Here is a 23,830-nt window from a genome sequence, read left to right on the forward strand (position 1 = left end):
ACTAAACAAAACTTTTTTCTATATGTGACCTGTCGTGTGGGTCACCACTGTAGATAAGGAATTCAAATGCCTGTTATTACGCTTCCTGACGGCAGTCAGCGTCACTTCGATCATCCCGTTTCCGTTATGGATATCGCCCGCGATATCGGCCCCGGTCTGGCTAAAGCCTGCATTGCCGGTCGCGTCAACGGTGAGTTGGTCGATGCGTGCGATCTGATCGAGCGCGACGCCACCGTCGCCATCATTACCGCCAAGGATCAGGAAGGGGTGGAGATCCTGCGTCACTCCTGCGCCCACCTACTGGGCCACGCCATCAAACAATTGTGGCCACAAACCAAGATGGCTATCGGCCCGGTGATCGACAACGGCTTCTATTACGATGTCGATTTGGAGCATACCCTGACCCAGGAAGATCTCGATCGCCTGGAAAAACGCATGCATGAGCTGGCGGAAAAAGATTACGACGTCATCAAGAAGAAAGTCAGCTGGCAGGAAGCACGCGACGCTTTCGTCGCGCGGGATGAGCCGTACAAGGTAGCCATCCTCGATGAAAACATCAGCCACGATGATCAGCCTGGTCTGTATCATCACCAAGAGTATGTTGACATGTGCCGTGGGCCGCACGTGCCGAACATGCGCTTCTGTCACCATTTTAAGTTACAGAAATCGTCTGGCGCTTACTGGCGCGGCGATAGCAACAATAAGATGTTGCAGCGTATTTACGGCACCGCCTGGGCGGACAAGAAGCAACTGAACGCCTACCTGCAACGTCTGGAAGAGGCCGCCAAGCGCGACCATCGTAAGATCGGTAAGCAACTCGACCTGTATCATATGCAGGAAGAGGCGCCGGGCATGGTGTTCTGGCATAACGACGGCTGGACCATCTTCCGCGAGCTGGAAGCTTTCGTGCGGATGAAGCTGAAAGAATACCAGTACCAAGAGGTCAAAGGCCCATTCATGATGGATCGGGTGCTGTGGGAGAAGACCGGTCACTGGGAAAACTACAAGGATGCGATGTTCACTACCTCTTCGGAGAACCGTGAGTACTGCATCAAACCGATGAACTGCCCGGGACACGTGCAGATTTTCAACCAGGGGTTGAAGTCCTACCGTGATCTACCGTTGCGTATGGCCGAATTCGGCAGTTGCCACCGTAACGAGCCGTCCGGTTCGCTGCATGGCCTGATGCGTGTGCGCGGCTTCACCCAGGACGATGCGCATATTTTCTGTACTGAAGAGCAGATCCGTGACGAGGTCAATAGCTGCATCAAGATGGTGTACGACATGTACAGCACCTTTGGCTTCGAGAAGATCGTGGTGAAACTCTCCACGCGTCCGGAGAAGCGTATCGGTAGCGATGCGATCTGGGATCGTGCCGAAGAGGATCTGGCCGCCGCGCTGGAAGAGAACGGCATTCCGTTCGAATACCAGCCGGGTGAGGGGGCCTTCTACGGGCCGAAGATCGAATTCACTTTGCATGACTGCTTGGATCGCGCTTGGCAGTGTGGTACCGTGCAGCTCGACTTCTCCCTGCCGGGCCGTCTGAACGCGTCTTATGTCGGTGAAAACAATGAGCGTGTGGTTCCGGTGATGATTCACCGCGCTATCCTCGGCTCTATGGAGCGTTTCATCGGGATCTTGACCGAAGAGTTCGCCGGCTTCTTCCCGACGTGGTTAGCACCGGTGCAGGCCGTAGTGATGAATATCACTGATTCTCAGGCTGAATATGTCGAAGAATTGAACAAAAAACTGCAAGCCGCAGGGATTCGCGCAAAATCAGACTTGAGAAACGAGAAGATTGGCTTTAAAATTCGCGAACATACTTTACGTCGTGTTCCTTATATGCTGGTTTGCGGCGACAAAGAAGTCGAGGCCGGTAAAGTGGCCGTGCGTACACGCCGTGGGAAAGACCTGGGCGTGATGAGCATCGACGACGTAATCGAGAAGCTGCTGCAAGAGATTCGCAGCCGTAGTCTTCATCAGTTGGAGGAATAAGGTATTAAAGGCGGAAAACGAGTTCAAACGGCGCGTCCTAATCGTATTAACGGGGAAATTCGCGCCCAAGAGGTTCGCTTGACAGGTGTGGATGGCGAGCAGATTGGTATTGTCAGTCTGAGAGAAGCTCTTGAGAAGGCCGAGGAAGCTGGCGTCGACCTGGTCGAAATCAGCCCCAACGCTGAACCGCCGGTTTGCCGTATCATGGATTACGGCAAATTCCTCTATGAGAAGAGTAAGGCTAGCAAAGAGCAGAAGAAGAAACAGAAAGTTGTCCAGGTGAAGGAAATTAAATTCCGTCCTGGTACCGATGATGGCGACTACCAGGTAAAACTCCGCAGCCTGGTTCGCTTTCTGGAAGATGGCGATAAAGCCAAGATCACACTGCGTTTCCGCGGTCGTGAGATGGCGCACCAACAGATCGGTATTGAGATGCTTAACCGCGTCAAGAGCGATCTGAGTGAACTGGCCGTGGTCGAATCCTTCCCAACGAAGATCGAAGGCCGCCAGATGATCATGGTGCTCGCCCCCAAGAAGAAACAGTAAGGCTATCAAGTAAGGGTTCCACGGTACGCTACGGCGTCTGTGGAACCGTTCGCCTCACTGATTCGTTGTAATTAACAATGCGAAGTGGAAATCGAAATGCCTAAGATTAAAACTGTGCGTGGCGCGGCCAAGCGCTTTAAGAAAACCGCCGGTGGTGGTTTCAAGCGTAAACATGCTAACCTGCGTCATATTCTGACCAAAAAATCTACCAAGCGTAAGCGTCATCTGCGTCCGAAGTCTCAGGTCTCCAAAGGCGATCTGGGTCTGGTAGTCGCGTGCCTGCCGTACGCATAAGTAATTTTTTTGAATCAAGAATAAGACTTTAGGAGAGAGCATATGGCTCGCGTAAAACGTGGTGTGATTGCCCGTGCACGTCACAAGAAAGTAATGAAGCAGGCGAAAGGCTACTACGGTGCCCGTTCGCGCGTATATCGTGTTGCCTTCCAGGCAGTGATCAAAGCGGGTCAGTACGCTTACCGTGACCGTCGTCAGCGTAAGCGTCAGTTCCGTCAGCTGTGGATCGCGCGTATCAACGCGGCTGCTCGTCAGAATGGCATCTCTTACAGCCGTTTCATCAATGGTCTGAAGAAGGCCTCTGTTGAGATCGACCGTAAGATCCTGGCCGACATCGCCGTATTCGACAAAGTGGCGTTCACCGCCCTGGTTGAAAAAGCGAAAGCGGCTCTGGCATAAGTCAGACGAAAGAGGGAGCTTGCTCCCTCTTTTGCTGTCTGATGCGGTCGGGCGTCTTGAGCGCGTTGTCGCCGGCGGTTAGACGAAATTTATTGACATTCTCTGGCGAGAGCTTTTCAATAGATGCAGAGTTTTCAATAAGTTCTGAATGTTCAAGGTAACGCAAGCATGAACGCTGCTATTTTCCGCTTCTTTTTTTACTTTAGCGCCTGATTGTCAGGAGGCTTTGCGCGTAAGAAAAGAAACGGAAAACAGCGCCAAAAGCCTCCCTCGTGGAGGCTTTTTTTTTAGCGCGGTGCCACGGCTCCGCAGACGAAGAGGGCGCGTGCCGTCATACGATGAGCGACTCATCGCTCAACATCGACCATCGGGCCATACTGGCCGGAAGAAGAGGAAAGTCATGTCACATCTCGCCGAGTTGGTTGCCCAGGCGAAGGCAGCCGTAGAGAGTGCCCAGGACGTCGCCACGCTGGATAACGTGCGTGTCGAGTTCCTGGGGAAGAAGGGTCATTTAACGTTGCAAATGACGTCACTACGCGAGCTGCCGGCAGAAGAACGCCCGGCGGCCGGGGCGGTGATCAACCAGGCTAAGCAGGCGGTACAGGAAGCGCTAAACGCCCGTAAAGCGGCGTTGGAAGCGGCGGCGCTGAATGCCCGCCTGGCCGAAGAGACCATCGACGTCTCGCTGCCGGGGCGTCGCATGGAAAACGGCGGCCTGCATCCGGTCACCCGTACGATCGAACGCATCGAATCCTTCTTCGCCGAATTGGGCTTTGCCGTTGCCACTGGGCCGGAGATCGAGGATGACTACCACAACTTCGACGCGCTGAACATTCCGGCGCATCACCCGGCACGCGCCGATCACGATACCTTCTGGTTTGACGCTACGCGTTTGCTGCGTACTCAGACCTCCGGGGTGCAGATCCGCACCATGCGCGATCAACAGCCGCCGATCCGCATCATCGCGCCGGGTCGCGTGTATCGTAACGACTATGATCAGACCCATACCCCGATGTTCCATCAGATGGAAGGGCTGATCGTCGACAAAGACATCAGCTTCACCAATCTGAAAGGGACGCTGCATGACTTCCTGCGCAACTTCTTTGAGCAGGATCTCCAGATCCGTTTCCGTCCCTCCTATTTCCCGTTTACCGAACCCTCTGCTGAAGTGGATGTGATGGGTAAGAATGGGAAGTGGTTGGAAGTGTTGGGGTGCGGCATGGTACACCCCAACGTCCTGCGCAACGTCGGCATCGATCCGCAAGTGTACTCCGGTTTCGCCTTCGGGATGGGCATGGAGCGCCTGACGATGTTACGTTACGGCGTCACCGATTTGCGTGCATTCTTCGAAAACGATCTGCGTTTCCTCAAACAGTTCAAATAAGGCGGGATTAACACATGAAATTCAGTGAACTTTGGTTGCGCGAGTGGGTGAATCCTGCCATTAACAGCGCGGCGCTGTCCGAACAAATCACCATGGCCGGCCTGGAAGTGGACGGCGTGGAGCCGGTGGCTGGCGCCTTCCACGGCGTGGTGGTCGGCGAGGTGGTCGCCTGCCAACAACACCCTAACGCCGATAAGCTGCGGGTGACTAAGGTCGATGTCGGCGCAGGGCGCCTGCTGGACATCGTTTGTGGCGCGCCGAACTGCCGCCAGGGGCTGCGTGTCGCGGTCGCCACCATCGGCGCGGTGCTGCCGGGCGATTTCAAGATTAAGGCGGCCAAGCTGCGTGGTGAACCCTCGGAAGGGATGCTGTGCTCTTTCTCGGAGCTGGGGATCAGCGATGATCACAACGGCATCATCGAGCTGCCGGCGGATGCGCCGCTGGGGTGCGATCTGCGTGATTACCTGAAGCTGGACGATAACAGCATTGAGATCAGCGTGACGCCGAACCGTGCCGATTGCCTCGGTATTCTGGGCATTGCTCGCGATGTGGCGGTGCTGAATGGCCTCTCTCTGACGGAGCCGGCAGTGACCCCGGTCGAGGTCAGCATCGACGATCGCTTCCCGATCGAGGTGCAGGCGGCGGAGGCGTGTCCGCGTTATTTGGGGCGTGTGGTGCGCGGCATCGATGTGACGGCGAAGACGCCGTTGTGGATGAGCGAGAAGCTGCGTCGCTGCGGCATCCGCAGCATAGATCCGGTGGTCGACGTCACTAACTATGTCCTGTTAGAGCTGGGGCAGCCGATGCACGCCTTCGACCTGAACCGGTTGCAGGGAGGCATCGTGGTGCGTATGGCGCGTGAAGGGGAGACCCTGACTCTGCTCGATGGCAATCAGGCCAGCTTGAGCAGCGACACGTTGGTGATTGCCGACCATCAGCAGCCGTTGGCGCTGGGGGGGATCTTCGGCGGGGAGCATTCCGGCGTCAATGGGGAAACCCGTGATGTACTGCTGGAGTGTGCCTACTTCAACCCGCTGGCCATCACGGGCCGCGCCCGTCGTTACGGCCTGCACACCGATGCCTCACACCGCTATGAGCGTGGCGTTGATCCGCAGTTGCAGCGGCGGGCCATGGAGCGCGCCACCGAACTGCTGCTGGCGCTGTGTGGCGGCCAAGCCGGCCCGGTTATCGAGGTGAGCAACGAAGCCTACCTGCCGCAGCCGGCGCACATTACCCTGCACCGCAATAAGCTGGATCGCCTGATCGGTCATCATATTGCCGATGACCAGGTGTTGGCTATCCTGCAACGCCTCGGCTGCCAGGTGAAGGTCATCGACGGGGGCTGGCAGGCGCTGGCGCCGAGCTGGCGTTTCGACATGGCCATCGAAGAAGATCTGATCGAAGAGGTAGCGCGGGTTTACGGCTACAATAATATCCCCGACGTGCCGCTGCGTGCCGATCTGGTGATGACCGCGCACCGCGAGGCGGATCTGCCGCTGAAACGCGTGAAGACCCTGCTGGTCGACCGCGGCTATCAAGAGGCGATTACCTACAGCTTCGTCGATCCTAAGGTGCAAGCATTGCTGCATCCGCAACAGCCGGCGTTGATCCTGCCGAGCCCGATCTCCGTCGATATGTCGGCGATGCGGCTGTCGTTGTGGAGCGGTTTGCTGGGCGCGGTGGTCTATAACCAGAATCGCCAGCAGACGCGTGTGCGCCTGTTTGAAACCGGCTTGCGTTTTGTCCCGGACGAGCACGCCAACTTAGGGATCCGCCAAGATATGATGCTGGCCGGGGTGATTGCCGGCCCGCGTAACGAAGAGCACTGGGGCATGGAGCGCCAGGTCGTCGACTTTTACGATCTGAAAGGCGACCTGGAGGCGGTGTTGGAGCTGACGGGTAAGCTGGATGAGGTGCAGTTCCGTGCTGAGGCGCATGATGCGCTACATCCGGGGCAGAGCGCCGCGTTGTACCTGCAAGGTGAACGTATTGGTTTCATTGGGGTTGTACATCCTGAGTTGGAGCGTAAACTCGATCTCAATGGTCGCACCGTGGTGTTTGAAGTCCGTTGGGATGCCCTGGCTGATCGCCGAATTCCGCAGGCGCGCGAGATTTCTCGCTACCCGGCAAACCGCCGCGATATCGCGGTTGTCGTGGCCGAAAACGTGCCGGCGGAAGATGTTTTGGCCGAATGTAAGAAAGTTGGCGCAAATCAGGTAGTTGGCGTAAACTTATTTGACGTGTATTGTGGTAAGGGTGTTGCAGAGGGTTATAAGAGTCTTGCGATCAGTCTGGTGCTGCAGGACACCACGCGTACACTGGAAGAAGAGGAAATTGCCGCTACCGTCGCCAAATGTGTAGAGGCGTTAAAACAGCGATTCCAAGCATCCTTGAGGGATTAAACCTATGGCGCTTACAAAAGCTGAAATGTCTGAACACCTGTTTGAAAAGCTTGGGCTGAGTAAACGGGATGCCAAAGACCTCGTCGAGCTGTTTTTCGAAGAGATTCGCCGCGCCCTGGAGAATGGCGAGCAGGTGAAGTTGTCCGGTTTCGGCAACTTCGATCTGCGCGACAAGAACCAGCGGCCGGGGCGCAACCCGAAAACCGGGGAAGATATCCCGATTACGGCGCGCCGTGTGGTGACCTTCCGTCCAGGGCAGAAGTTAAAGAGCCGGGTCGAGAACGCTACACCCAAGGACTAAATCAGGCAAACAGGACAAAAGGCCGCCTTTAGGTGGCCTTTTTCTTGCGATATTCAGCCGTTTGCGCGGCGCACACAGAGGCATGAATCATGCAAGTTAACGATAGGGTTAGCGTAAAGACGGACGGAGGTCCGCGCCGCATTGGGCGTATCCTGGCGTTGGAGCCGTTCAGCGAGGGGACCATGTATCTGGTGGCGTTGGACGACTACCCGAATGGAATTTGGTTCTTCAACGAGATCGGCTGCCAACAGGGGATCTTTGTCGAGCCCTATGACGATGATGCCTCCTGCTGAAGCGGAAGTCAGTCTCAGCGTCTTACTACGCCGCCAACGTTCCCATGATCGGCGGCGTTTGCTGGGGCTGGTGGTGTTGTTGTTCGGCGCGCTATTGCTGGGATTGAGTGCCGGCGACGTCTGGTTATGGCCGACGCAATGGCTCTCGCCGCAAGGGCAACTCTTCGTCGGCCAGCTACGCCTGCCGCGCATCTTGGCGGTGATGGCGGTCGGTGCCTCTCTGGCCGTCAGTGGCGCGGTGATGCAGGCGCTGTTCGATAACCACCTGGCGGAGCCGGGCTTGCTTGGCGTCTCCAACGGTGCCGGCGTTGCCCTGGTGATCGCGGTGTTGCTGGGGCCGAGCCTGTTGCCGCTCTGGCAATTGAGCGCACTGGCCATCGTCGGCGCGTTGGCGGCGACCTTGTTATTACTGTTATTCGCCCGTCGTGGGCGTATCCATAACGCCCGTCTGTTGCTGATCGGTGTCGCGTTGGGTATCGCTTGTAGCGCGGTGATGACCTGGGCGGTCTATTTCAGCACTAGCCTGGATCTACGTCAGTTGCTCTATTGGCTGATGGGGGGCTTCAGTGGCGTCGATTGGCGTCAGGGCTGGCTGGTGGTGGCGTTATTACCAGTCTTGTCCTGGTTACTGCGTTGCGGGCCGACGCTGGATCGGTTGGCGCTGGGCGAGTTGCCGGCGCGCCAGCTTGGGCTAGGCATGGCCTATTGGCGGAGTCTGCTAGTATTGGCCATCGGCTGGCTGGTCGGGGTGAGCGTGGCGTTGGCCGGGGTGATCGGTTTCGTCGGGTTGGTCGTGCCGCATATGTTACGCCTGTGGGGGATCACCGCACATCGCATGTTGCTACCGGCCTGTGCCTTGGCCGGGGCGGCGGTCCTGCTGCTGGCGGACGTGCTGGCGCGGGTGGCGTTATTCTCCGCCGAGCTGCCCATCGGGGTGGTGACCGCCTCCATCGGGGCGCCGTTGTTTATCTGGATGCTGCTACGCCGCCCGGCGGGGAGGCAGGATGGCTGAGCCGATGCTGCGTATCACACGCCTGGCGGTTGCCGGGCGTCTGGCGCCTGTCGACGCTGAACTGGCCGCCGGGCGGCTGGTGCATGTGATCGGCCCCAACGGCGCGGGCAAGAGTACGCTCTTGCTGCGTCTGGCCGGACTGCTGGAGGGCAGCGGTGAGGTGTGGCTGGATGGGCAGGCCCTGTTCGCGCTGTCGAGTGCCCAACAGGCGCGGCGGCGTGCCTGTCTGGTGCAGCAGCAATTGCCGAGCGGCTTGATGCCGGTCTTTGCCTACCTGGGGCTGTACGCCCCGCCGGCGGCCCCGGCGGCGGTGGATCAGGTCTTAGCCGCGCTGAGCGCGCGTTTGAGTCTGACGGACAAGTTGCGCCGGCCCTTAAGCCAGCTCTCTGGGGGCGAATGGCAGCGGGTCCGTCTGGCCGCGGTGCTACTCCAGATCTGGCCGACGCTCAATCCCCACGCTCGCCTGTTGCTGTTAGACGAACCGATGAGCGGGCTGGATATCCGCCAACAGGCGGCGTTAGATGGACTGCTCGCCGAGTTATGTGCCAGCGGGATCTCCGTGATCGCCAGCGCCCATGATCTTAACCATACCTTGTTTCATGCCGATGAGGTATGGATGGTCGGGCAGGGGCGGGTGACGGCACAGGGGCCGACGGCGACGGTGATGCAGCTGGCGACCTTGAGCGCGTTGTTCGGTGTCCCCTTCAGCCGCGTCCGCGGCGGCGATCGCGACTGGCTCTACTATCAGCCGAGTTAAAAATGCTTGACCGGTGCGTCGGTTTTGTCATGATTTAGCGGTGGCTGCCAGCGCGGTATCGCTTGATTCGGCAGCAGAAAATTCCTTATTCCTCCCACGCCTCGGCGTCTCGCCGAGTCAGGGATAATACAGGCATCACAGAGGTTCTCGGGAGATGAGTCGACGGATATCGAAATATCGCTACGGGGTCGTGTGTGGCATCGCGCTCTTCCTGGCCGGTTGTAGCAGTCAACAGCGCCCCCCGCCGGCCAGCAGTCGTCTGGGCGATCCTATCGTGGTGGTCGCGCAGTTGAATGATCAACTGCAACAGTGGCATGGTGCGCCTTATCGTTACGGCGGCTTGGAGCGTAACGGTGTCGACTGCTCCGGTTTTGTTTATCGGACTTTTCGCGATCGCTTCGCCATCCAACTGCCGCGCACCACCCAGGAGCAGACCTCGTTAGGAACACGCGTCGCGCGCGCCGATCTGCTGCCCGGTGATCTGGTGTTCTTCCGTACCGGACGTGGGGAGAATGGGTTGCATGTGGGGATCTACGACACCGACGACACTTTCATCCACGCCTCGACCTCACAGGGAGTGACACGGTCCTCGCTGGATAACGTCTATTGGCGTAACGTCTACTGGCAGGCACGCCGCCTGTAATCGCCACGGGCGCGTCTGCTAGCGCGCCCGATATCTTGATTTATCCTGAACTTATCCTGAGCGGGCGCGAGGTAAACTCGGCGACGGATGTACGTCGCCGGGAGAATGACGCGGGGCCATTACACCTGCGGCGTCGCCAGGGGAAAGGCTTGACGCAATTGGGCGCGCGTCGGCGCGCCAGCGGGGCCGGGACGGCCGACGACATAGGCGGCGACGCGATTACCGAGATCGACCGCCTGGGCTAGCGTGAAGCCAAGGGCCAGACCGGCCAGTACTCCGCCACAGTGGGCGTCGCCGGCGCCGATGGTATCGGCCACCGGCACCGTATAGGCGGGCAGATGGATCGGCGTCCCCTCGCGGCCACACAGCCAAGCGCCGCAAGCATCGAGACGGACGATGAGGCTGAGGGCGTGACGCCGGGCGAAATCGGCCGCCGCCGCGACCGGATCGCCGTCCCCGCACAACTGGGCGATCTCGTCACGATTCAGGGTCAACAGGCTACCGGCGGGAAGCCGGCACCAGAGGTCGGCCGGTAATGCGGCCAGCCGTGGCCCCGGATCCAAGAGCAGGGTGCAATGGGCCGGTAAGCGGTACAGCCAGTCGAGCAACGCCGAGCCTCCCGCCTCCGCCAGCTCATAGCCGCTCAGATAAACCAAGGCGCCCACTGGCAACGGGAGTGTAGCCAGTTGTTCGCGGGACCAATGCCCCTCGCAGCCGACGATACTGATGAACGTGCGTTCGCCGTCCGCCTCGACGCAGGCCAGGCACCAACCGTTGTCGCGCAGTGGATCGCGCAGCAACACCGGCAGCGCCAGTGCCGCCATCGCCTGCTCGGCCAGGGCGCCCCAGGGGCCGTTGCCGACCGGCATGCCATTGATCACCGGCAGATCGAGACGGCGCAGGGCGCGCGCCACGTTAAAGGCACAACCACCGATGGCACGTCCGCCTTCATCGGCCGCGATATCCTCACCGCGCCGCGGCAGGCGGGGCAGCGTTAGGATCAGATCACCGATGGCACCGCCGATCACGACGACTGGGCGCGCTGTCGTTAAGGTACTCATGCACGCCTCCCAAGCATGATCAGCAGGGCATAGCTCACCAGGCTAAGCAGGAAGGCGACGAAGAGTCCCAGGCTGGAGTCGGCGAAGACGCCGTACGCCAGAGGGCCGTCGATAAAGCCGGTGCGCGTCACCATCAGGCCGCCCAAGGCGCCGAACAGCCAGCACAGCAGCGGAGCGACACGGACACCGCCGTTCGGGCCACACAGATCGAACAACTGGCTGTCCCGGTAGCCCTGATGACGCCGCAGACAGACATAGTCGACCAGGAAGATGGCCTCCCAGGCGGCGAGAAACACGCCACAGCACAGCAGGAAGGCGATGAACGGCCCCATGAAATCACCGGCGACGAACAGGATATACAGCGCGATGCCTAACACGATCACGGCATCGAGCGTTACCGCCCAAACCTGACGAATGCGAACCCCGATGGTCAACAGGTTGAGGCTGGCGGAGTAAAGGCTGAGTACGGCGATAGTGACGATGCCGGCGGTGGCGGCCAACAGATAGGGGATGGACATCCACGGCGGCAGCACCGAACCGATCAGGGCGATCGGATTTTCCGCCGCCGCCAAATCGGGCAGACGGGCAGAAAGCAGGATACCGGCCAACATTAATAGGCAGAGCGGCAGGGCGGCCCCGCCACTGACGGCGGCGAAGATATGGCTATTCTTACTATTGGCCGACTGATAGCGGCTGTAGTCTGCCCCGGCGATGGCCCAACTGATGCCGGTTCCGGCGGCGATCACCGATACTGCCGGCAGGAAGGCCGTCAACCAGTCACCGGCGGGCATGGCCAACACTGCTTGCCAGGGGGTGGTAAACAGAATATAGCCGACGACGATTAGCGTCATGCTGCCGAAGATGCGGGTAAACCAACGCTGGATGGCGACCACCGCCGCCTGACCGAGGAGGCTCACGGCGATTGCCAATCCGGCGAACAGCACCAGACAAAGTAGGGTCAGGCCGTGGCCGCTTGCGAGGCCGCAGGCTTGTAGCAAGGCCGCCAGAGTCAGGGTACCGGTAATGATATTTACCGCCTCCCAGCCCATCAGGTTGATCCAGCTAAACAAGGTGGGGGCAATGTTACCACGGATGCCAAAGATAGCGCGGGAGAGGGTCAGGGTGGAGGTGCGGCCGAGCTTGCCAGCGAAGCTGAAATAACCGACCAGGCAAAAGCTCAATACACCGAGTAGCGCCGCCAGAATGGCTTGGATGAAAGACAGCCCAAAGCTGACAATGATGGCGCCGTAGACGACGCCGAGAATGCCGATGTTTGCCGCCGACCAGACCCAGAACAGTTCACTGGGGGTACTGCGACAGGCTGCCTCGGGAACCCGATCAATACCGATCTCCTCGACTTGCCAGGCCGAGTTCGCGTTAGTGTCACTCATTATTCGAATCACTCCCTGTTGTTGACGCGTGCTAGCACACCGTAACCTGTTAGCCGCCGCCTCCTGTGCGACGGTGCCGCGCAGTGGAGGGGAAAAATCCATGCGCGCACAGTCTACTGATTCCCGTCTGAGGATGCCAATATAAAACCATCGATGATGTCGAGGAGAGACGCGCCGGTGAGGGACCGGCGCGGGGAGGGTGCTTCAACGGCGCAGATGGATCTGGGGGTCGCCACTCTCGGGATGGCGTCCCGCAATGAGGTCGGCCTGGTACCAGCGGCTGAGTAACGCCGGCTGCAACACCTGTTCCGGCGTACCATCGGCGACCAACTCCCCTTGGTGCAGCAATAGAATGCGATCGGCATACAGAGCGGCCAGGTTAAGATCGTGCAGGATGCAACAGACCGCAAGGGGTTCGCGCCGCGTCAGCGTGTGTAACAGGCGTAGCAACTGTTGTTGATGGTAGAGATCGAGGGCCGAGGTCGGCTCGTCGAGGAACAGCCAGCGCGGTTGGGGATCGGCTTGCCACAGTTGCGCCAATGCTCGCGCCAACTGTACCCGCTGCTGCTCGCCGCCGGACAGGGTACGGTAGTCACGCTCGGCCAGCGGCAGGCAGCCGCTCAGCTGCATTACGCTCTGTAGCGCCTGCTGTTGCTGGCCGGCGGGACAGGGCGCGCGTCCCATGGCGATCACCTCGCGTACGCTAAAGGGAAAGGCCAGCGCGCTATGTTGGCGCATCACCGCGCGGCGGCGCGCCAGCTGCTGGGCGGGCCAGTTCGCCAGATCGCGTCCCAGGAGGGTACAACGTCCGGCGTCCGCGTGCAGGTAACCGGCCAACAACCGCATCAGGGTGGACTTACCGGCGCCGTTGGGGCCGATGATGGCCACCAGTTCGCCGCATGCCAGACTCAATGAGACGCGATCGATCAGGGTACGCCCGTTCGCGCGCAAACTAAGCTGTTCGGCACGCAAGGTGAGATCATGCGTCATGGCTTACCTCCCGATAACGCAATATCAACCAGAGAAAATAGGGGCCGCCGAGCAGGCTGGTCAGCATGCCGACCGGCATCTCCGCCGGCGCGGCCAGGGTCCGCGCCAGGGTATCGGCCAGCAATAATAGGCAGGCTCCGCCAAGCGCCGAGCAAGGCAATAGCCAGCGGTGATCCGCGCCCAAACGCAGACGGAACAGATGAGGCACCACCAGACCGATGAAGCCGATGACGCCGCTGACGGCCACGGCGGCCCCCACCAGCAGCGCGCTGATCAGCAGTAGTCGACGTTTGGTTCGCGCCACATCGAGGCCGAGATAGTGCGCCTCCTCATCTCCCAATTGCAGCAGATTAAGGCGTTGAGCCAAGGTCAACGCATAGAGCGTGGCGGGTAGGATTAGCAGGGCGCAGGCGGCCAGAGTATGCCACTCGCCGCGCGCCAGGCTGCCCATGCTCCACAGGGTGAATTGGCGCAGTTGCTGATCGTCGCTCAGGTAGCTCAAGACCCCGACCAGGGCAAAACAGAGTGCATTGATGGCGATCCCGGCGAGTAGCAGTCGTGACAGTGTCACGGATGCGCCGCGACTCAGCAGATAGATCAGCAAGGCGATGAGCAAGCTGCCGGCGAAGGCCGCCAGCATCTGGGCGTATAACGCCAACAACGGCGCCAGCGTCAACGGCAGCACGATGGTCAAGGCCACGCTCAGCGCCGCGCCGCTACTGATCCCCAGTAACGCCGGATCGGCCAGCGGATTGCGAAATAGCCCTTGCATGATGGCGCCAGACACTGCCAGCGCCATACCGATCAGCAGCGCCAGTAGGATGCGCGGTAAGCGTATGTTCAGCCAGATTTGCCACTGTAGAACATCGCCGTCGCGCAGCAGCGCGACGGGCGACAGGCGCAGGGCCCCCAGGTGTGCGGAGAGCGCCAGGGTCAGCAACAGCAGGGCGAACAAGAGCGCCAGGGTGCGGCGCGGCGAGCGTCGGGTCATGGTTGCTGCGCCTGCGCAGCCGCCTGATGCAGGGCCGCTAGGGCATCCGGGGTGCCGAGGGTGAAACCGAGCAGCGCCATGTCATCGACGACCAATACCCGTTGCTGGCGGGCGGCGGGCGTCTGCGCCAGGCCGGGCAAGCCCCAGACCCGCTCGCTGCCGCCGAGCGCCGCGGCACCATCCCGCGTCAACAGGATCAGATCCGGCTGTGCGGCGATCACTCCCTCCTGAGACAGCGGACGGTAACGGTTGAAACCTTGCATGGCATTCTGTGCTCCGGCGGCCCGGATGATGGCGTCGGCAGCGGTCTGTTGGCCGGCGGCCATCGGCGCCATACCGTTATGACTCAGAATGAACAACACCCGGCTGGCGAGCGGTGTGCGAGGTACCGCCGCCAAGCGGCGTTGATAGTCGGCGATCAGCGCCTGCCCCTCGGTCTGACGCCCGAGGGCATCGGCCAGTTGGCGGATCTTGACCTCCACGGCGGCCAGCGAGCTGGCGCCGTCGATCAGGGTAAGCGGCACGCCGACCTCACTGATCTGCTTGAGCGCCAGGGCCGGCTGAGCCTGTTCGCTGGCCAATACCCGTGTCGGTTTCAGCGCCAAGATCCCTTCGGCGTTCAATTGGCGCATATAGCCGATGTCGGGCAGGGCGTTGACGGCGGCGGGGTGGGTGCTGGTACTGTCACGCGCCACCACCTGATCGCCGGCACCGAGGGCGAAGACGATTTCGGTCACATCACCGCCGATGGTCACTAGACGCTCGGCGGCTTGACTGCCGGCGCTAAACAGCGCCAGCAGACACAGGGTATGGCGTAGGAAGCGTCTCATGCCGGCACCTCCGTCAGCGGCGTCAGCGCCGCCAGTTGCTCACGCCAACACGTTTGTTCGGCGTTGCCTTCGCTACGCTGACCGAACAGTTGGGCTATCTGGCTACCGTCGGCGGCGAATAGCTCCAGGCTGCTGACGATGCCATCACGCGTCGGTTTACGCGTGACCCAACTGCTGGCGATGGCGGGTGCTTGCAGATGCAGGGTGAAGCGCGGGTTAAACACGTTCAGCCACTGCTGGTGGGTCGTCACCTGCGCGATCTGGCCGGTGAAGATTTGTACGCAACCCCGATTGCCGACGAAGATCATGATCTCGTTTTGCTCGCGCTGTGCCTGGGCCAGGATCTGCTGTAATGCGCCGTTGTCCACCGGGTAGGCCAGATCGTCGGCCACCGCAGCGAAAGCCTGCTGACGGGTGACGGCGTGGCGGCGGAGTAGCGGGAAGAATTGGTGCACATCCGTCATGGCACGCCATTCACGCTCCAGTGCGGCGGCATCGACGGTAGAGGTTACTGCCGCCGTGGTTGGCGCAGTGGGGGATGCGGCGGGAAAGGCCGGATTGTCCGTACTGGCGAAACGCGTGACCAGCGCCTGCCAGGCGTCGAGGTCGCTCTGTTCGCAGGCATAGATCTTGTGTACCGCGTCGCCCTGTTGATCGAAGCACTGTAGGCTGAGGCGTTCACCACGCGCCGTCTGCTCGCACAGGGCGAAGACGCTATGCCAGTGTTGCAGGAACAGGCGTAGGTCTAGCTCACGCGGATTAAGGATCAGCCCGCCGTGTTCGCTCAGGCTTAGATTGGTGTAACGTCCCAGATGTTCATGCACGGCATATTCGTTGCGCGTGATGGCTTTAATTTCACCCAGCGCCGCACAGGCCTCGAGCAGGGTAGCGGCATCGACCTGGAGGCGGCGGGCATCGTGGCCGACGCGCGCTCGGGTCAGTTCGCCTTCGCTGACGCCTAAGTGTTGCGCCAGATCGCGGGCATAGCGCTGTGGCTGCTGTTGGCGGGCTTGCAGATAGCGTGCATACAGGTCATGACTCATCGGTTGACTCTTCCTTCATTGATTAGCGTGCAGGTGAACATGGGCCGTGTCGCCGGCCCTGATTATTATTTGTTTACCACTGGTAGCTCAGCAGCAGACGGGCGCCGCGCCCATCTTGTAGCGCCCCGTTTGGCGCGTAGTAGGTTTTGTCGAGCGCATTGCTGAGCACCGCCGTGGCGCTAAAGGCGCCACCCGTTACCGCGCCACGGTAGCTGAGATAGAGATCGTTGACGCCGTAGCCTGCCTGCGGCTTACTCCGTGGGCCGTAATGATGGAATGGCGCGGCGAAGGTCCCGATCCAACCGACGGAGAACCCAGTGTGAGCCAGCGGGACGTCCAAGCGGTTGGTGACGGTGTCCGGCGTCCCGTTGGCGATCCATGCACCGGTACGGCTGTTCTTGCCGCGGGTGCGGTTATAGGCGGATTGCCAACTGAAAGCGTCGCTTTGATAGTCCAGACTCATGTCCCAGCCCCACAGCTTGACATCGCTGACGTTGATCGAGGTGCTGTAGAACTGGAGGGGGTTGACGTCGGTATCGATATAGTCCTTGGCGCGGGTACCGAAGTAGCTGGACTTGAACTGGAGCGTGTCGCCCTCGCTCACCAGATCATCGAAGCGCAACCCGAATCCGGCCTCTTGGGTGGCGTTACTCTCCGGGCGCAGATTGGGGTTGGGGCGCCAGTAGTTGGTGAAGGGGCCGGCGCGGAAGTGAATAGCATCGTTGTACATCTCGCCGATGGTCGGGGCGCGGAACGCCTGGGCATAGCTGGCGAACAGCATCAACCAGTCGGTGGGGGTAACGGTCAACGCGGCACGCGATGACCACTTATCGGCATTGATGTCGCCATATTGGTCGTTATGCGCCCGATAGCTGTCGTAGCGTGCGCCAGCGACTAGGCTGACGGGGAGATCGCGCAAGGTGATCTCATCCTGCAACCAGCCGGAGGCGAAGCGGATGTCGGCCTGCGGGTAGCTGCTAGCGTTGCCGCCGGGTTTCTGGCTCTGGCTATAGGTCTCGCCGCCGTAGGTCAGCAGATGGGCCGCAGACGAGTCACTCAGCAGACGTGAACGGTTTTCCAGGCGTAGGCCGATGGTGCGCTGGGTTCGGCTCTCATAGCGCTCGCCCTCGGGGCTGGCGGTGATGCTGACATCGGAGTAGTAAGGACGCAGGCTAACATCCAACCAGGTCTGCTCGCCCGGGCGAAGGCGGTATTCCAATTGCGCATCGCGCTGACGCGTGTCGCGCTCGGTCATGACGTTATTGGCAGAGGCGCTGATCTCTTGCGGGTTCTTCGGTTCGCGTGCAGCGTTATCGTAGTAGCGTAGGCTGGCGCGCAGGGACTGAGCGTCGTCGATCTGCCAGCTGCCCTTGGCCAACAGATCGCCGATCACCTCGCGGTTGGCGGCGCGTTGGTCGGCGCCGAGCCGCAGATCGCCGCGTTGCCGAGTGCTGAAAGAGAGCAGGCCATCCACGGTGTCGCTCTTGGCGTAGGCGCTGGCGCCGATCCCCAGACTACTATCCTGGCTGCCGCCGCTGGCGAACAAACGGTAGCCGCTGCTTTTCCCCGGCAACAGCAGATCGGCCGCCTCCACCGTCTGGTAGGCGATGACGCCGCCCAGGGCGCCGCTGCCATACAGCAGGGCGCCGGGGCCGCGTACCACTTCGACGCGTTTGATCAGCGCCGGGTCGAGGAAGGTACCGTTGAGATGTCCGCTATTGTTCCCTTGACGCACGCCGTCCACCAACACCAAGACGCCGCGATTATCGTAGCCGCGCAGGGTGATGTCTTGACCATTACTCCGGCCCACTCCGCTCAGCGCCAAACCGGGAACGCCACGCAGCATCTCCGGCGCGGAGGCGGTGCTGCTGGCGACCGGGTCATGGCTATCAATGACGCTCACCATCATGGGGGCGCTAAAGCTATCGCGTTGGTTACCGGTGGCGATAACCGTCATCGTATCGTTGTGGCTTTCCGCCGCATGTAGCGTCGCCGGCAGTAATAACGCGCTGGCGATAGCCAGGGTGAGGGGCGTACGCTGGGACTTGAATAGTGGGGGCATGGCTCAACTCTCCAAAGGTAATCATGGCATTGGAATGCTGGCTGCCTTGCCGCACGCTATCGGGTGGGCTGGGTGGCTGGCAAAAATCGATGTGCACAACGATGTAGGAATTATTTGGTCAGGATCAGCTTGCCTGAGCGCGTCTGGCGCAGCTGGTAATGTTCTCCTTGATGGCTGATGATCACCCGGCCATCCTGGCCGAGCAAGAGATGACTAGCGATGACCGCTCCCGGCGTCGGGAGCGACACTGGCGTAGCTTTGCTACGCACTGCATCGGGATTCACTTTTTCCATAGTTGTGTCAGATCGAATTGAATCATTATCTTAATGATAATCATTATCGTATAAGCAGCTGGCGGCGGCAAGCAATTTTTACGTTGCGCGCGCGGCATCGGCCTGCAACTGCGGGTCGATCAGGGTATGGATTTGTCCCCACGCCTGCGGCTGTCCCATCAGGCGGTGCATCCACAGCGCGACATCGGCGCGGCGCACCAAGCCGTGACGCGGTGCGGCGTAGAGCTGTGCCTGTCCGGTGGCCTCACCGGGCAACAGCCCGCCGGGACGTAGGATGCAGTATGTCATGCCGCTGCTCTGTAGCCAGCTCTCCGCCAGGCTCTTTTCGCGTACGACCTGGCCGAAGGCGGTACGTGCCGCCGGCGAGAGTAACGGCCAGCTATCGCCGCAGCCTAATGATGTCACCAGCAGCATACGGCTGATCCCGTGGGCAACGCCTTGGTCGATCACCGCACGATGGGCGCTGTAGTCGCAACCGCCTCCGCCGAGAGTGGAGAGGATGGCGCTCTCTGTGCCGGCCTGTTGGAAGAGGGCTGCCAGCAGCGCCGAGTCGCGCGCATCACCGAGCGTAACCTGGACGCCGAGATCGCGCAGGCGTTGTGCCTGCGTAGCGCGCCGCACGAGGGCATACAGCGGGCGTTCGCCCGCAGCGCGTTGTGCCAGTGCCAGTCCACAGCCCTGACCGGCACCGAACAGGATCCACGGCGTCATGGCGTCACCTCGGAGGTCGCTTGCGTAACCAGACGTTGCGCCAGGGCGCGGAACTGCGCCAGCGGCTCTGCCCGCAGACGGCGTTGTTCATCGCGACCGACGAAGACCTTGAGCATCGCCTGCCCTTCGGGATTAAGGAACCAGACGCTGGCCGTCGCCATTCCCATAAAGGGGCGTTCCACCAGGGCGATATGTCGGCAACGCTCCGCGCGGATATGGCCGCTCAGTCCGCCGTTGCCCTTCAGGTTGAAGAAGCCGTGACGATGGCTACCGGAGGGGAGCGGGCCGTGAAACTCCAGGATCAGATCACGATTATTGATCAGGGTGGTGACGTCGCCCCAGCCGGTGAGCTCTTGCCAGACCTGATCGAAAGCGGTGCCGTCGCACAGGGTGACTTGAGGCAGACGGCGTAGCACCGCCAGGCAGGAGAGGGCGAAACGCTGGGCGATCTCTTCGACGGTGATGGTCGGGGCCGTGGCGAGAAAGGCGTCCAATTCGACGTCGTGACAGGTATTTTCAGGATGCATGATGATGAGCCTTGTGTCGGGGTGAAGGATGGCCGGGATGGCCGGCCGCCGCGCTCGCCGCCGGCTGTTCGCCGCGCAGTTGAGCGATGAGCTGTTGTAGTGCCTGCAAGAGATTGCTGGCCCAGAAGCGGCCACGCGCCGTCAGCAGGATGCACGACTGCTGGATATGCAACAGATCGCATTGTTGCCACTGCTGTAACAGAGGCCACAAGGGGGTGGGATCGGCCAGCAGGGTGGTCAAGTCCAGACGCCCGGTCTCGATACCGCCTTGCAGCGCCAGGCGCCAGCGGTGCTGAGGGGCGGGCGCACTAAGCATCATCAATGGCTTACGCCGGGCATCCACCTGGCGGTAATAACCCGCCAGATCGCGTTGCAGCATATAGGACTGACCGTCGAGGTGGCCGCCGGCGCCGCTGCCGAAAGCCAGACAGTCGGCCCCCTGTTTGATCAGCAAGTTATACAGGTTGCGTTCGCGGGTCGTGCGTGCCCAGTGGCTGTTGCTGAGTTGATGCCAGCCCCGTTGGGCTAGTTGCGCATGCGCATGCAGGTAGAACGCCTGACGTTGCGCGGCGTCGGCGACCTGGCTGCGGCCGCTGTCGACTGCCTTGGCCAGCGGCGTTGAGGGCAATAAGTTGAGGGCGTACAGATCCACGCCGTCTAGCGGTAGCGACGTGACGATATCCAGATCCTGTTGCCAGCTGGCGGCGGTCTGCCCCGGCAGGCCGAACATTAGGTCGCAGATCACCGCGGCCCGATCACGCTCGGCCAGCGCGCGCAGGAAGGCGATCGCCTCGTCACGATCGGCGCGGCGTCCCATGCGTTGGCGCAGACGGGTATCGAAGGTCTGGATGCCGATGGAGAAACGATTGGCTCCCGCCTCCAGACAGGCGTCGATGCGCGCGGCGTCGAAGTCAAAGATACGCCCCTCGATGGTGATCTCGCAGTCGGCGGCCAGCGGTAGCGAGCTGCGCAACTGGCCGATGAGGCGTCGCAGTTGTTCGGCGCTGAGGGCGCTGGGGGTACCGCCGCCGAAGTAGATGGCGTGGATCGGCGCCGATTGCTGGAGCGGTTGGGCGCTTTCCTGCGCGATCTCTTGCAGCAGATAGTCGCAGTAACGGGCGATGGCCGTTTCGTCAAGGCGATTCTGGTAGAAGCCACAGAAGGTACAGCGCGTGGCGCAGAACGGAATGTGGACATACAGTAGGCGCTTGTTGGCGGGCAGGGTACGTTGGCATAACGCTTGCCAGCCCGCGTCGACCTGCTCGGCGGGTAAGGGGTGTTGGTGGCGCCACGGCATGGTGGCCCAGCGTTCGGGAAACGGGATCCCGTCGGCCGCAGCCAGATAGGGGGTAATGTCCAGCGTCATGATAACTCTCCGTGAAGACCTGAGTGGCGAGGCATTGAATGATAATAGTTATCATTCGATCAACGACAATGCGTATCAATCATGATCTGGGTCAAGAAAAAAAAGAAAAAACAGCGTAGCGAGGAGGGGGACAGGTCAGGAAAGGAGCGGGACGCCGCGAGGGAGATCCCGCCGTGTGCTTAACCGCGGCAGGCGACCGCGTCAGCCAATAACGCCAGCAGTTGTTCGCTCTCCGCCCAACCCAGGCAGGGATCGGTGATGGATTGACCGTAGGTCAATGGCTGGCCGGGCAAGTTCTTCTGGGCACCCTCGGTGATGAAGCTCTCGGCCATCAGGCCGACGATATTGCGCGAGCCGGCGCGGATCTGGCATGCCACCGCTTCGGCGACCACCAGCTGCTGGCGGTGTTGCTTCTGACTATTGCCGTGGCTGGCGTCGACGATCAAGTAGGGCGGAAGATCGAACTGACGCAGGCTAGCGCAGGTCTGCGCGATGTCGTCGGGGTGGTAGTTCGGTTGCCTACCGCCGCGCATGATGATGTGGCCGAATGGGTTGCCGCTGGTCTGGTAGATGGTCATACGGCCTTCTTTATCCGGCGACAGGAACATATGACTGGCGCGAGCGGCGCGGATGGCATCGATGGCGATGCGGGTACTGCCATCGGTGCCATTCTTAAAGCCAACGGGGCAGGAGAGTGCCGAGGCCATCTCGCGGTGGATCTGGCTTTCGGTGGTGCGGGCGCCGATGGCCCCCCAACTGATCAGATCGGCAATATATTGCCCGGTCACCATATCCAAAAATTCGGTGGCGGTGGGTACGCCGAGCTGGTTGATCCGCAACAGCAGCTCACGCGCCAGGCGAATACCGTGATTAACGCGACAGGCGCCGTTCAGGTCGGGGTCGGAGATCAGGCCTTTCCAGCCGATGACGGTGCGGGGTTTCTCAAAGTAGGTGCGCATCACGATCTCCAGGCGATCGCGGTAGCGTTGGCACAGCGGCGCCAGGCGTTGGGCGTAGTCGAGCGCCGCCGTCGGATCGTGGATAGAGCACGGGCCGATGATGACTAACAGGCGGGGATCGTCGCCTTGGAGGATACGTTCAATGCGTTTTCGTGACGTTGTCACGTGTTCTGCCACCGAAGGGTCGATGGGCAGTTGCTGCGCCAATTCTGCGGGCGAAACGAGCGTGTCGATGCGTGCAGTGCGCAGTTCATCGGTTTTGTACATGGTGGTCTCTAAAAAGCTGGTCTTCTCAACGGCAGGAGTACCGGGAAGTGATGGAGATCACGATAAAGCAATTGCCGGACAAATCAATAGCGCACCGCCGCTTTTGTGAGCGGTTGGTGTACTTTCTTGCTAGTACGGTTGGGCGGGCGCACGATCGGTCACTTTTCCCGTCCGGCGCTTGGCGCGGCGAACGCTCAATACAGGCGGCGGTTGAGTCCCAGCGTGTCGATGATCTTGGCGGCGATCTCTTCGACCGAGTGGTTGGTGGTATTGAGGTAGTGGATCTGCTGCTTACGGTATAACGCCTCGACTTCGGCTAATTCGAGGCGGCATTGGCGCAAGGAGGCATAGCGGCTATTTTCCCGCCGCTCCTCACGGATGGCGGCGAGGCGTTCTGGATTGATGGTTAAACCAAACAACTTGCCGGCATGTTCACGCAGCGCCGGCGGTAGTTGCAGGTGATCCATGTCGTCGGCGGTAAAGGGATAGTTGGCGGCGAAGATACCAAACTGCATCGCCAGATAGAGGCTGGTCGGGGTCTTGCCACAACGCGACACCCCTAGCAGGATCACTTGGGCGCGTTCCAGGTTACGTAGCGAGATGCCGTCATCGTGGGCCAGGGTATAGTCCACGGCGGCGATGCGCGCATCGTAACGGTTGAGGTTGTGGGCCGTTAGGCCGTGGGTCAGGTTAGCGACATGCACCGGTTGGATGCCGAGCTCTTGCTGTAACGGGGAGACCAGGGCGCGGACGATATCCTGGCAGAACCCTTCACTCTGCTCGATAAGGTTACGCACGGCCGGTGAGACGATCGAATAGAACACCAATGGCCGCTCGCCCGTATGATGATAGATAGCATCGATCTGCTGCCGTACCGCCTCGGCGCGCTCCTCGGTTTCGACGAAGGGCAAGGTATAGCTGGTGATCTCCAACGCGAATTGCGAGAGCACCGCATGCCCCAGAACCTCGGCGGTGATGGCCGTTCCGTCGGAAATATAGAACACGCTACGCTTCATGCTCGGCTCCTGTCGCAGGCGGTAAGAAAAATACGCGGGGGCGCGCTGCCCCGGGTTTGCTGATAAATAGCACGAATGCTTTTTTAAGACTACAGTTAATTGAAGTGGCACAAGGAAAGTCTTTACTTTCAATATGCTGCATCGACATCTTTCCCGACTGCTCTCATCGGCTTCATGCCGTCGGCGAGCGGTGTTTCAGCAACGTGCCGCGCTAGCGCAAAATAGCTGACGGATTTCAGCTTGAATCGATAAAACAGAGCGCCGTTGGAAAAAATCGCAAAATCTGCGCTAGGTGGA

The 23,830-nt window shown here is 60.6% G+C and carries 25 protein-coding genes and 1 other annotated feature; of the genes, 12 read left to right on the forward strand and 13 right to left on the reverse strand.

Going from position 1 to position 23,830, the window contains the following annotated elements:
* Positions 1–66: 66 nt before the first annotated feature.
* The 12 genes from thrS (at position 67) to EHO01S_RS07560 (ending at position 10,026) form a co-directional block, all read left to right on the forward strand.
* Positions 67–1,995 carry a threonine--tRNA ligase gene (thrS, locus tag EHO01S_RS07510; protein WP_024523381.1) on the forward strand — a complete coding sequence of 643 codons (1,929 nt, stop codon included), beginning with the start codon at positions 67–69 and terminating at the stop codon, positions 1,993–1,995.
* A gap of 3 nt (positions 1,996–1,998) precedes the next feature.
* Positions 1,999–2,541: a translation initiation factor IF-3 gene (gene infC / locus EHO01S_RS07515; RefSeq protein ID WP_070244941.1), complete on the forward strand. Its 543-nt coding sequence runs from the start codon at positions 1,999–2,001 to the stop codon at positions 2,539–2,541.
* Between the two features lie 96 nt (positions 2,542–2,637).
* Positions 2,638–2,835 (forward strand): 50S ribosomal protein L35, encoded by a 198-nt coding sequence (rpmI, locus tag EHO01S_RS07520; RefSeq protein WP_005293643.1) that lies wholly within the window; start codon positions 2,638–2,640, stop codon positions 2,833–2,835.
* Between the two features lie 42 nt (positions 2,836–2,877).
* Positions 2,878–3,234 carry a 50S ribosomal protein L20 gene (gene rplT, locus EHO01S_RS07525; RefSeq protein WP_024523383.1) on the forward strand — a complete coding sequence of 119 codons (357 nt, stop codon included), beginning with the start codon at positions 2,878–2,880 and terminating at the stop codon, positions 3,232–3,234.
* 163 nt (positions 3,235–3,397) lie between these two features.
* Positions 3,398–3,523: a sequence feature (Phe leader region), on the forward strand.
* Entirely contained in the window at positions 3,403–3,447 is a 45-nt protein-coding gene (gene pheM, locus EHO01S_RS18845; RefSeq protein WP_106120997.1) for a pheST operon leader peptide PheM, read from the forward strand. Its footprint overlaps the feature before it by 45 nt.
* Positions 3,524–3,634: 111 nt before the next feature.
* Positions 3,635–4,618, forward strand: a complete 984-nt coding sequence (gene pheS / locus EHO01S_RS07530; protein ID WP_024523384.1) for a phenylalanine--tRNA ligase subunit alpha — start codon at positions 3,635–3,637, stop codon at positions 4,616–4,618.
* A 14-nt stretch (positions 4,619–4,632) separates the two neighbouring features.
* Entirely contained in the window at positions 4,633–7,020 is a 2,388-nt protein-coding gene (gene pheT / locus EHO01S_RS07535; RefSeq protein WP_024523385.1) for a phenylalanine--tRNA ligase subunit beta, read from the forward strand.
* A gap of 4 nt (positions 7,021–7,024) precedes the next feature.
* Positions 7,025–7,321, forward strand: a complete 297-nt coding sequence (ihfA, locus tag EHO01S_RS07540) for an integration host factor subunit alpha (protein ID WP_005285818.1) — start codon at positions 7,025–7,027, stop codon at positions 7,319–7,321.
* An 89-nt stretch (positions 7,322–7,410) separates the two neighbouring features.
* Positions 7,411–7,614 carry a protein DsrB gene (gene dsrB, locus EHO01S_RS07545; protein ID WP_024523386.1) on the forward strand — a complete coding sequence of 68 codons (204 nt, stop codon included), beginning with the start codon at positions 7,411–7,413 and terminating at the stop codon, positions 7,612–7,614.
* Complete coding sequence (btuC, locus tag EHO01S_RS07550) at positions 7,598–8,626, forward strand: vitamin B12 ABC transporter permease BtuC (protein WP_370447913.1); 1,029 nt, start codon at positions 7,598–7,600, stop codon at positions 8,624–8,626. The genes dsrB and btuC overlap by 17 nt, the downstream gene beginning before the upstream one ends.
* On the forward strand, positions 8,619–9,383 hold the full coding sequence (gene btuD / locus EHO01S_RS07555) for a vitamin B12 ABC transporter ATP-binding protein BtuD (RefSeq protein ID WP_024523388.1): 765 nt from the start codon (positions 8,619–8,621) through the stop codon (positions 9,381–9,383). Before btuC ends, btuD begins: the two co-directional genes overlap by 8 nt.
* Positions 9,384–9,537: 154 nt before the next feature.
* Positions 9,538–10,026 carry an NlpC/P60 family protein gene (locus EHO01S_RS07560; RefSeq protein WP_051355206.1) on the forward strand — a complete coding sequence of 163 codons (489 nt, stop codon included), beginning with the start codon at positions 9,538–9,540 and terminating at the stop codon, positions 10,024–10,026.
* 119 nt (positions 10,027–10,145) lie between these two features.
* On the opposite strand, the gene EHO01S_RS07565 is transcribed toward EHO01S_RS07560, so the two are convergent.
* The 13 genes from EHO01S_RS07565 to ppsR form a co-directional block, all read right to left on the reverse strand.
* Positions 10,146–11,087, reverse strand: a complete 942-nt coding sequence (locus tag EHO01S_RS07565) for a PfkB family carbohydrate kinase (protein ID WP_024523390.1) — start codon at positions 11,085–11,087, stop codon at positions 10,146–10,148.
* Positions 11,084–12,478 (reverse strand): purine-cytosine permease family protein, encoded by a 1,395-nt coding sequence (locus EHO01S_RS07570; protein ID WP_024523391.1) that lies wholly within the window; start codon positions 12,476–12,478, stop codon positions 11,084–11,086. Before EHO01S_RS07570 ends, EHO01S_RS07565 begins: the two co-directional genes overlap by 4 nt.
* A 204-nt stretch (positions 12,479–12,682) precedes the next feature.
* Positions 12,683–13,468, reverse strand: coding sequence for a heme ABC transporter ATP-binding protein (locus EHO01S_RS07575; RefSeq protein ID WP_024523392.1), 786 nt, complete (start codon positions 13,466–13,468; stop codon positions 12,683–12,685).
* Complete coding sequence (locus tag EHO01S_RS07580) at positions 13,458–14,459, reverse strand: FecCD family ABC transporter permease (protein ID WP_024523393.1); 1,002 nt, start codon at positions 14,457–14,459, stop codon at positions 13,458–13,460. Before EHO01S_RS07580 ends, EHO01S_RS07575 begins: the two co-directional genes overlap by 11 nt.
* Positions 14,456–15,289: a heme/hemin ABC transporter substrate-binding protein gene (locus EHO01S_RS07585; protein ID WP_024523394.1), complete on the reverse strand. Its 834-nt coding sequence runs from the start codon at positions 15,287–15,289 to the stop codon at positions 14,456–14,458. Before EHO01S_RS07585 ends, EHO01S_RS07580 begins: the two co-directional genes overlap by 4 nt.
* Entirely contained in the window at positions 15,286–16,332 is a 1,047-nt protein-coding gene (locus EHO01S_RS07590; protein WP_024523395.1) for a hemin-degrading factor, read from the reverse strand. The genes EHO01S_RS07585 and EHO01S_RS07590 overlap by 4 nt, the downstream gene beginning before the upstream one ends.
* Before the next feature lie 73 nt (positions 16,333–16,405).
* Positions 16,406–18,394, reverse strand: coding sequence for a TonB-dependent hemoglobin/transferrin/lactoferrin family receptor (locus tag EHO01S_RS07595; protein WP_024523396.1), 1,989 nt, complete (start codon positions 18,392–18,394; stop codon positions 16,406–16,408).
* A 110-nt stretch (positions 18,395–18,504) separates the two neighbouring features.
* Positions 18,505–18,687 (reverse strand): hemin uptake protein HemP, encoded by a 183-nt coding sequence (hemP, locus tag EHO01S_RS07600; RefSeq protein ID WP_024523397.1) that lies wholly within the window; start codon positions 18,685–18,687, stop codon positions 18,505–18,507.
* A 78-nt stretch (positions 18,688–18,765) separates the two neighbouring features.
* A complete protein-coding gene (locus tag EHO01S_RS07605; RefSeq protein ID WP_024523398.1) occupies positions 18,766–19,398 on the reverse strand; it encodes an NAD(P)H-binding protein in 633 nt (210 codons plus the stop codon).
* Positions 19,395–19,925: a heme utilization cystosolic carrier protein HutX gene (gene hutX / locus EHO01S_RS07610; RefSeq protein WP_024523399.1), complete on the reverse strand. Its 531-nt coding sequence runs from the start codon at positions 19,923–19,925 to the stop codon at positions 19,395–19,397. Before hutX ends, EHO01S_RS07605 begins: the two co-directional genes overlap by 4 nt.
* On the reverse strand, positions 19,915–21,291 hold the full coding sequence (hutW, locus tag EHO01S_RS07615; RefSeq protein ID WP_024523400.1) for a heme anaerobic degradation radical SAM methyltransferase ChuW/HutW: 1,377 nt from the start codon (positions 21,289–21,291) through the stop codon (positions 19,915–19,917). The genes hutX and hutW overlap by 11 nt, the downstream gene beginning before the upstream one ends.
* Before the next feature lie 179 nt (positions 21,292–21,470).
* Entirely contained in the window at positions 21,471–22,517 is a 1,047-nt protein-coding gene (locus EHO01S_RS07625) for a 3-deoxy-7-phosphoheptulonate synthase (protein ID WP_024523401.1), read from the reverse strand.
* Positions 22,518–22,711: 194 nt separating this feature from the next.
* Positions 22,712–23,533 (reverse strand): posphoenolpyruvate synthetase regulatory kinase/phosphorylase PpsR, encoded by an 822-nt coding sequence (ppsR, locus tag EHO01S_RS07630; RefSeq protein ID WP_024523402.1) that lies wholly within the window; start codon positions 23,531–23,533, stop codon positions 22,712–22,714.
* Positions 23,534–23,830: the final 297 nt, after the last annotated feature.

It is taken from the genome of Edwardsiella hoshinae NBRC 105699 = ATCC 33379 (assembly GCF_000474215.1).
GTDB lineage: Bacteria > Pseudomonadota > Gammaproteobacteria > Enterobacterales > Enterobacteriaceae > Edwardsiella > Edwardsiella hoshinae.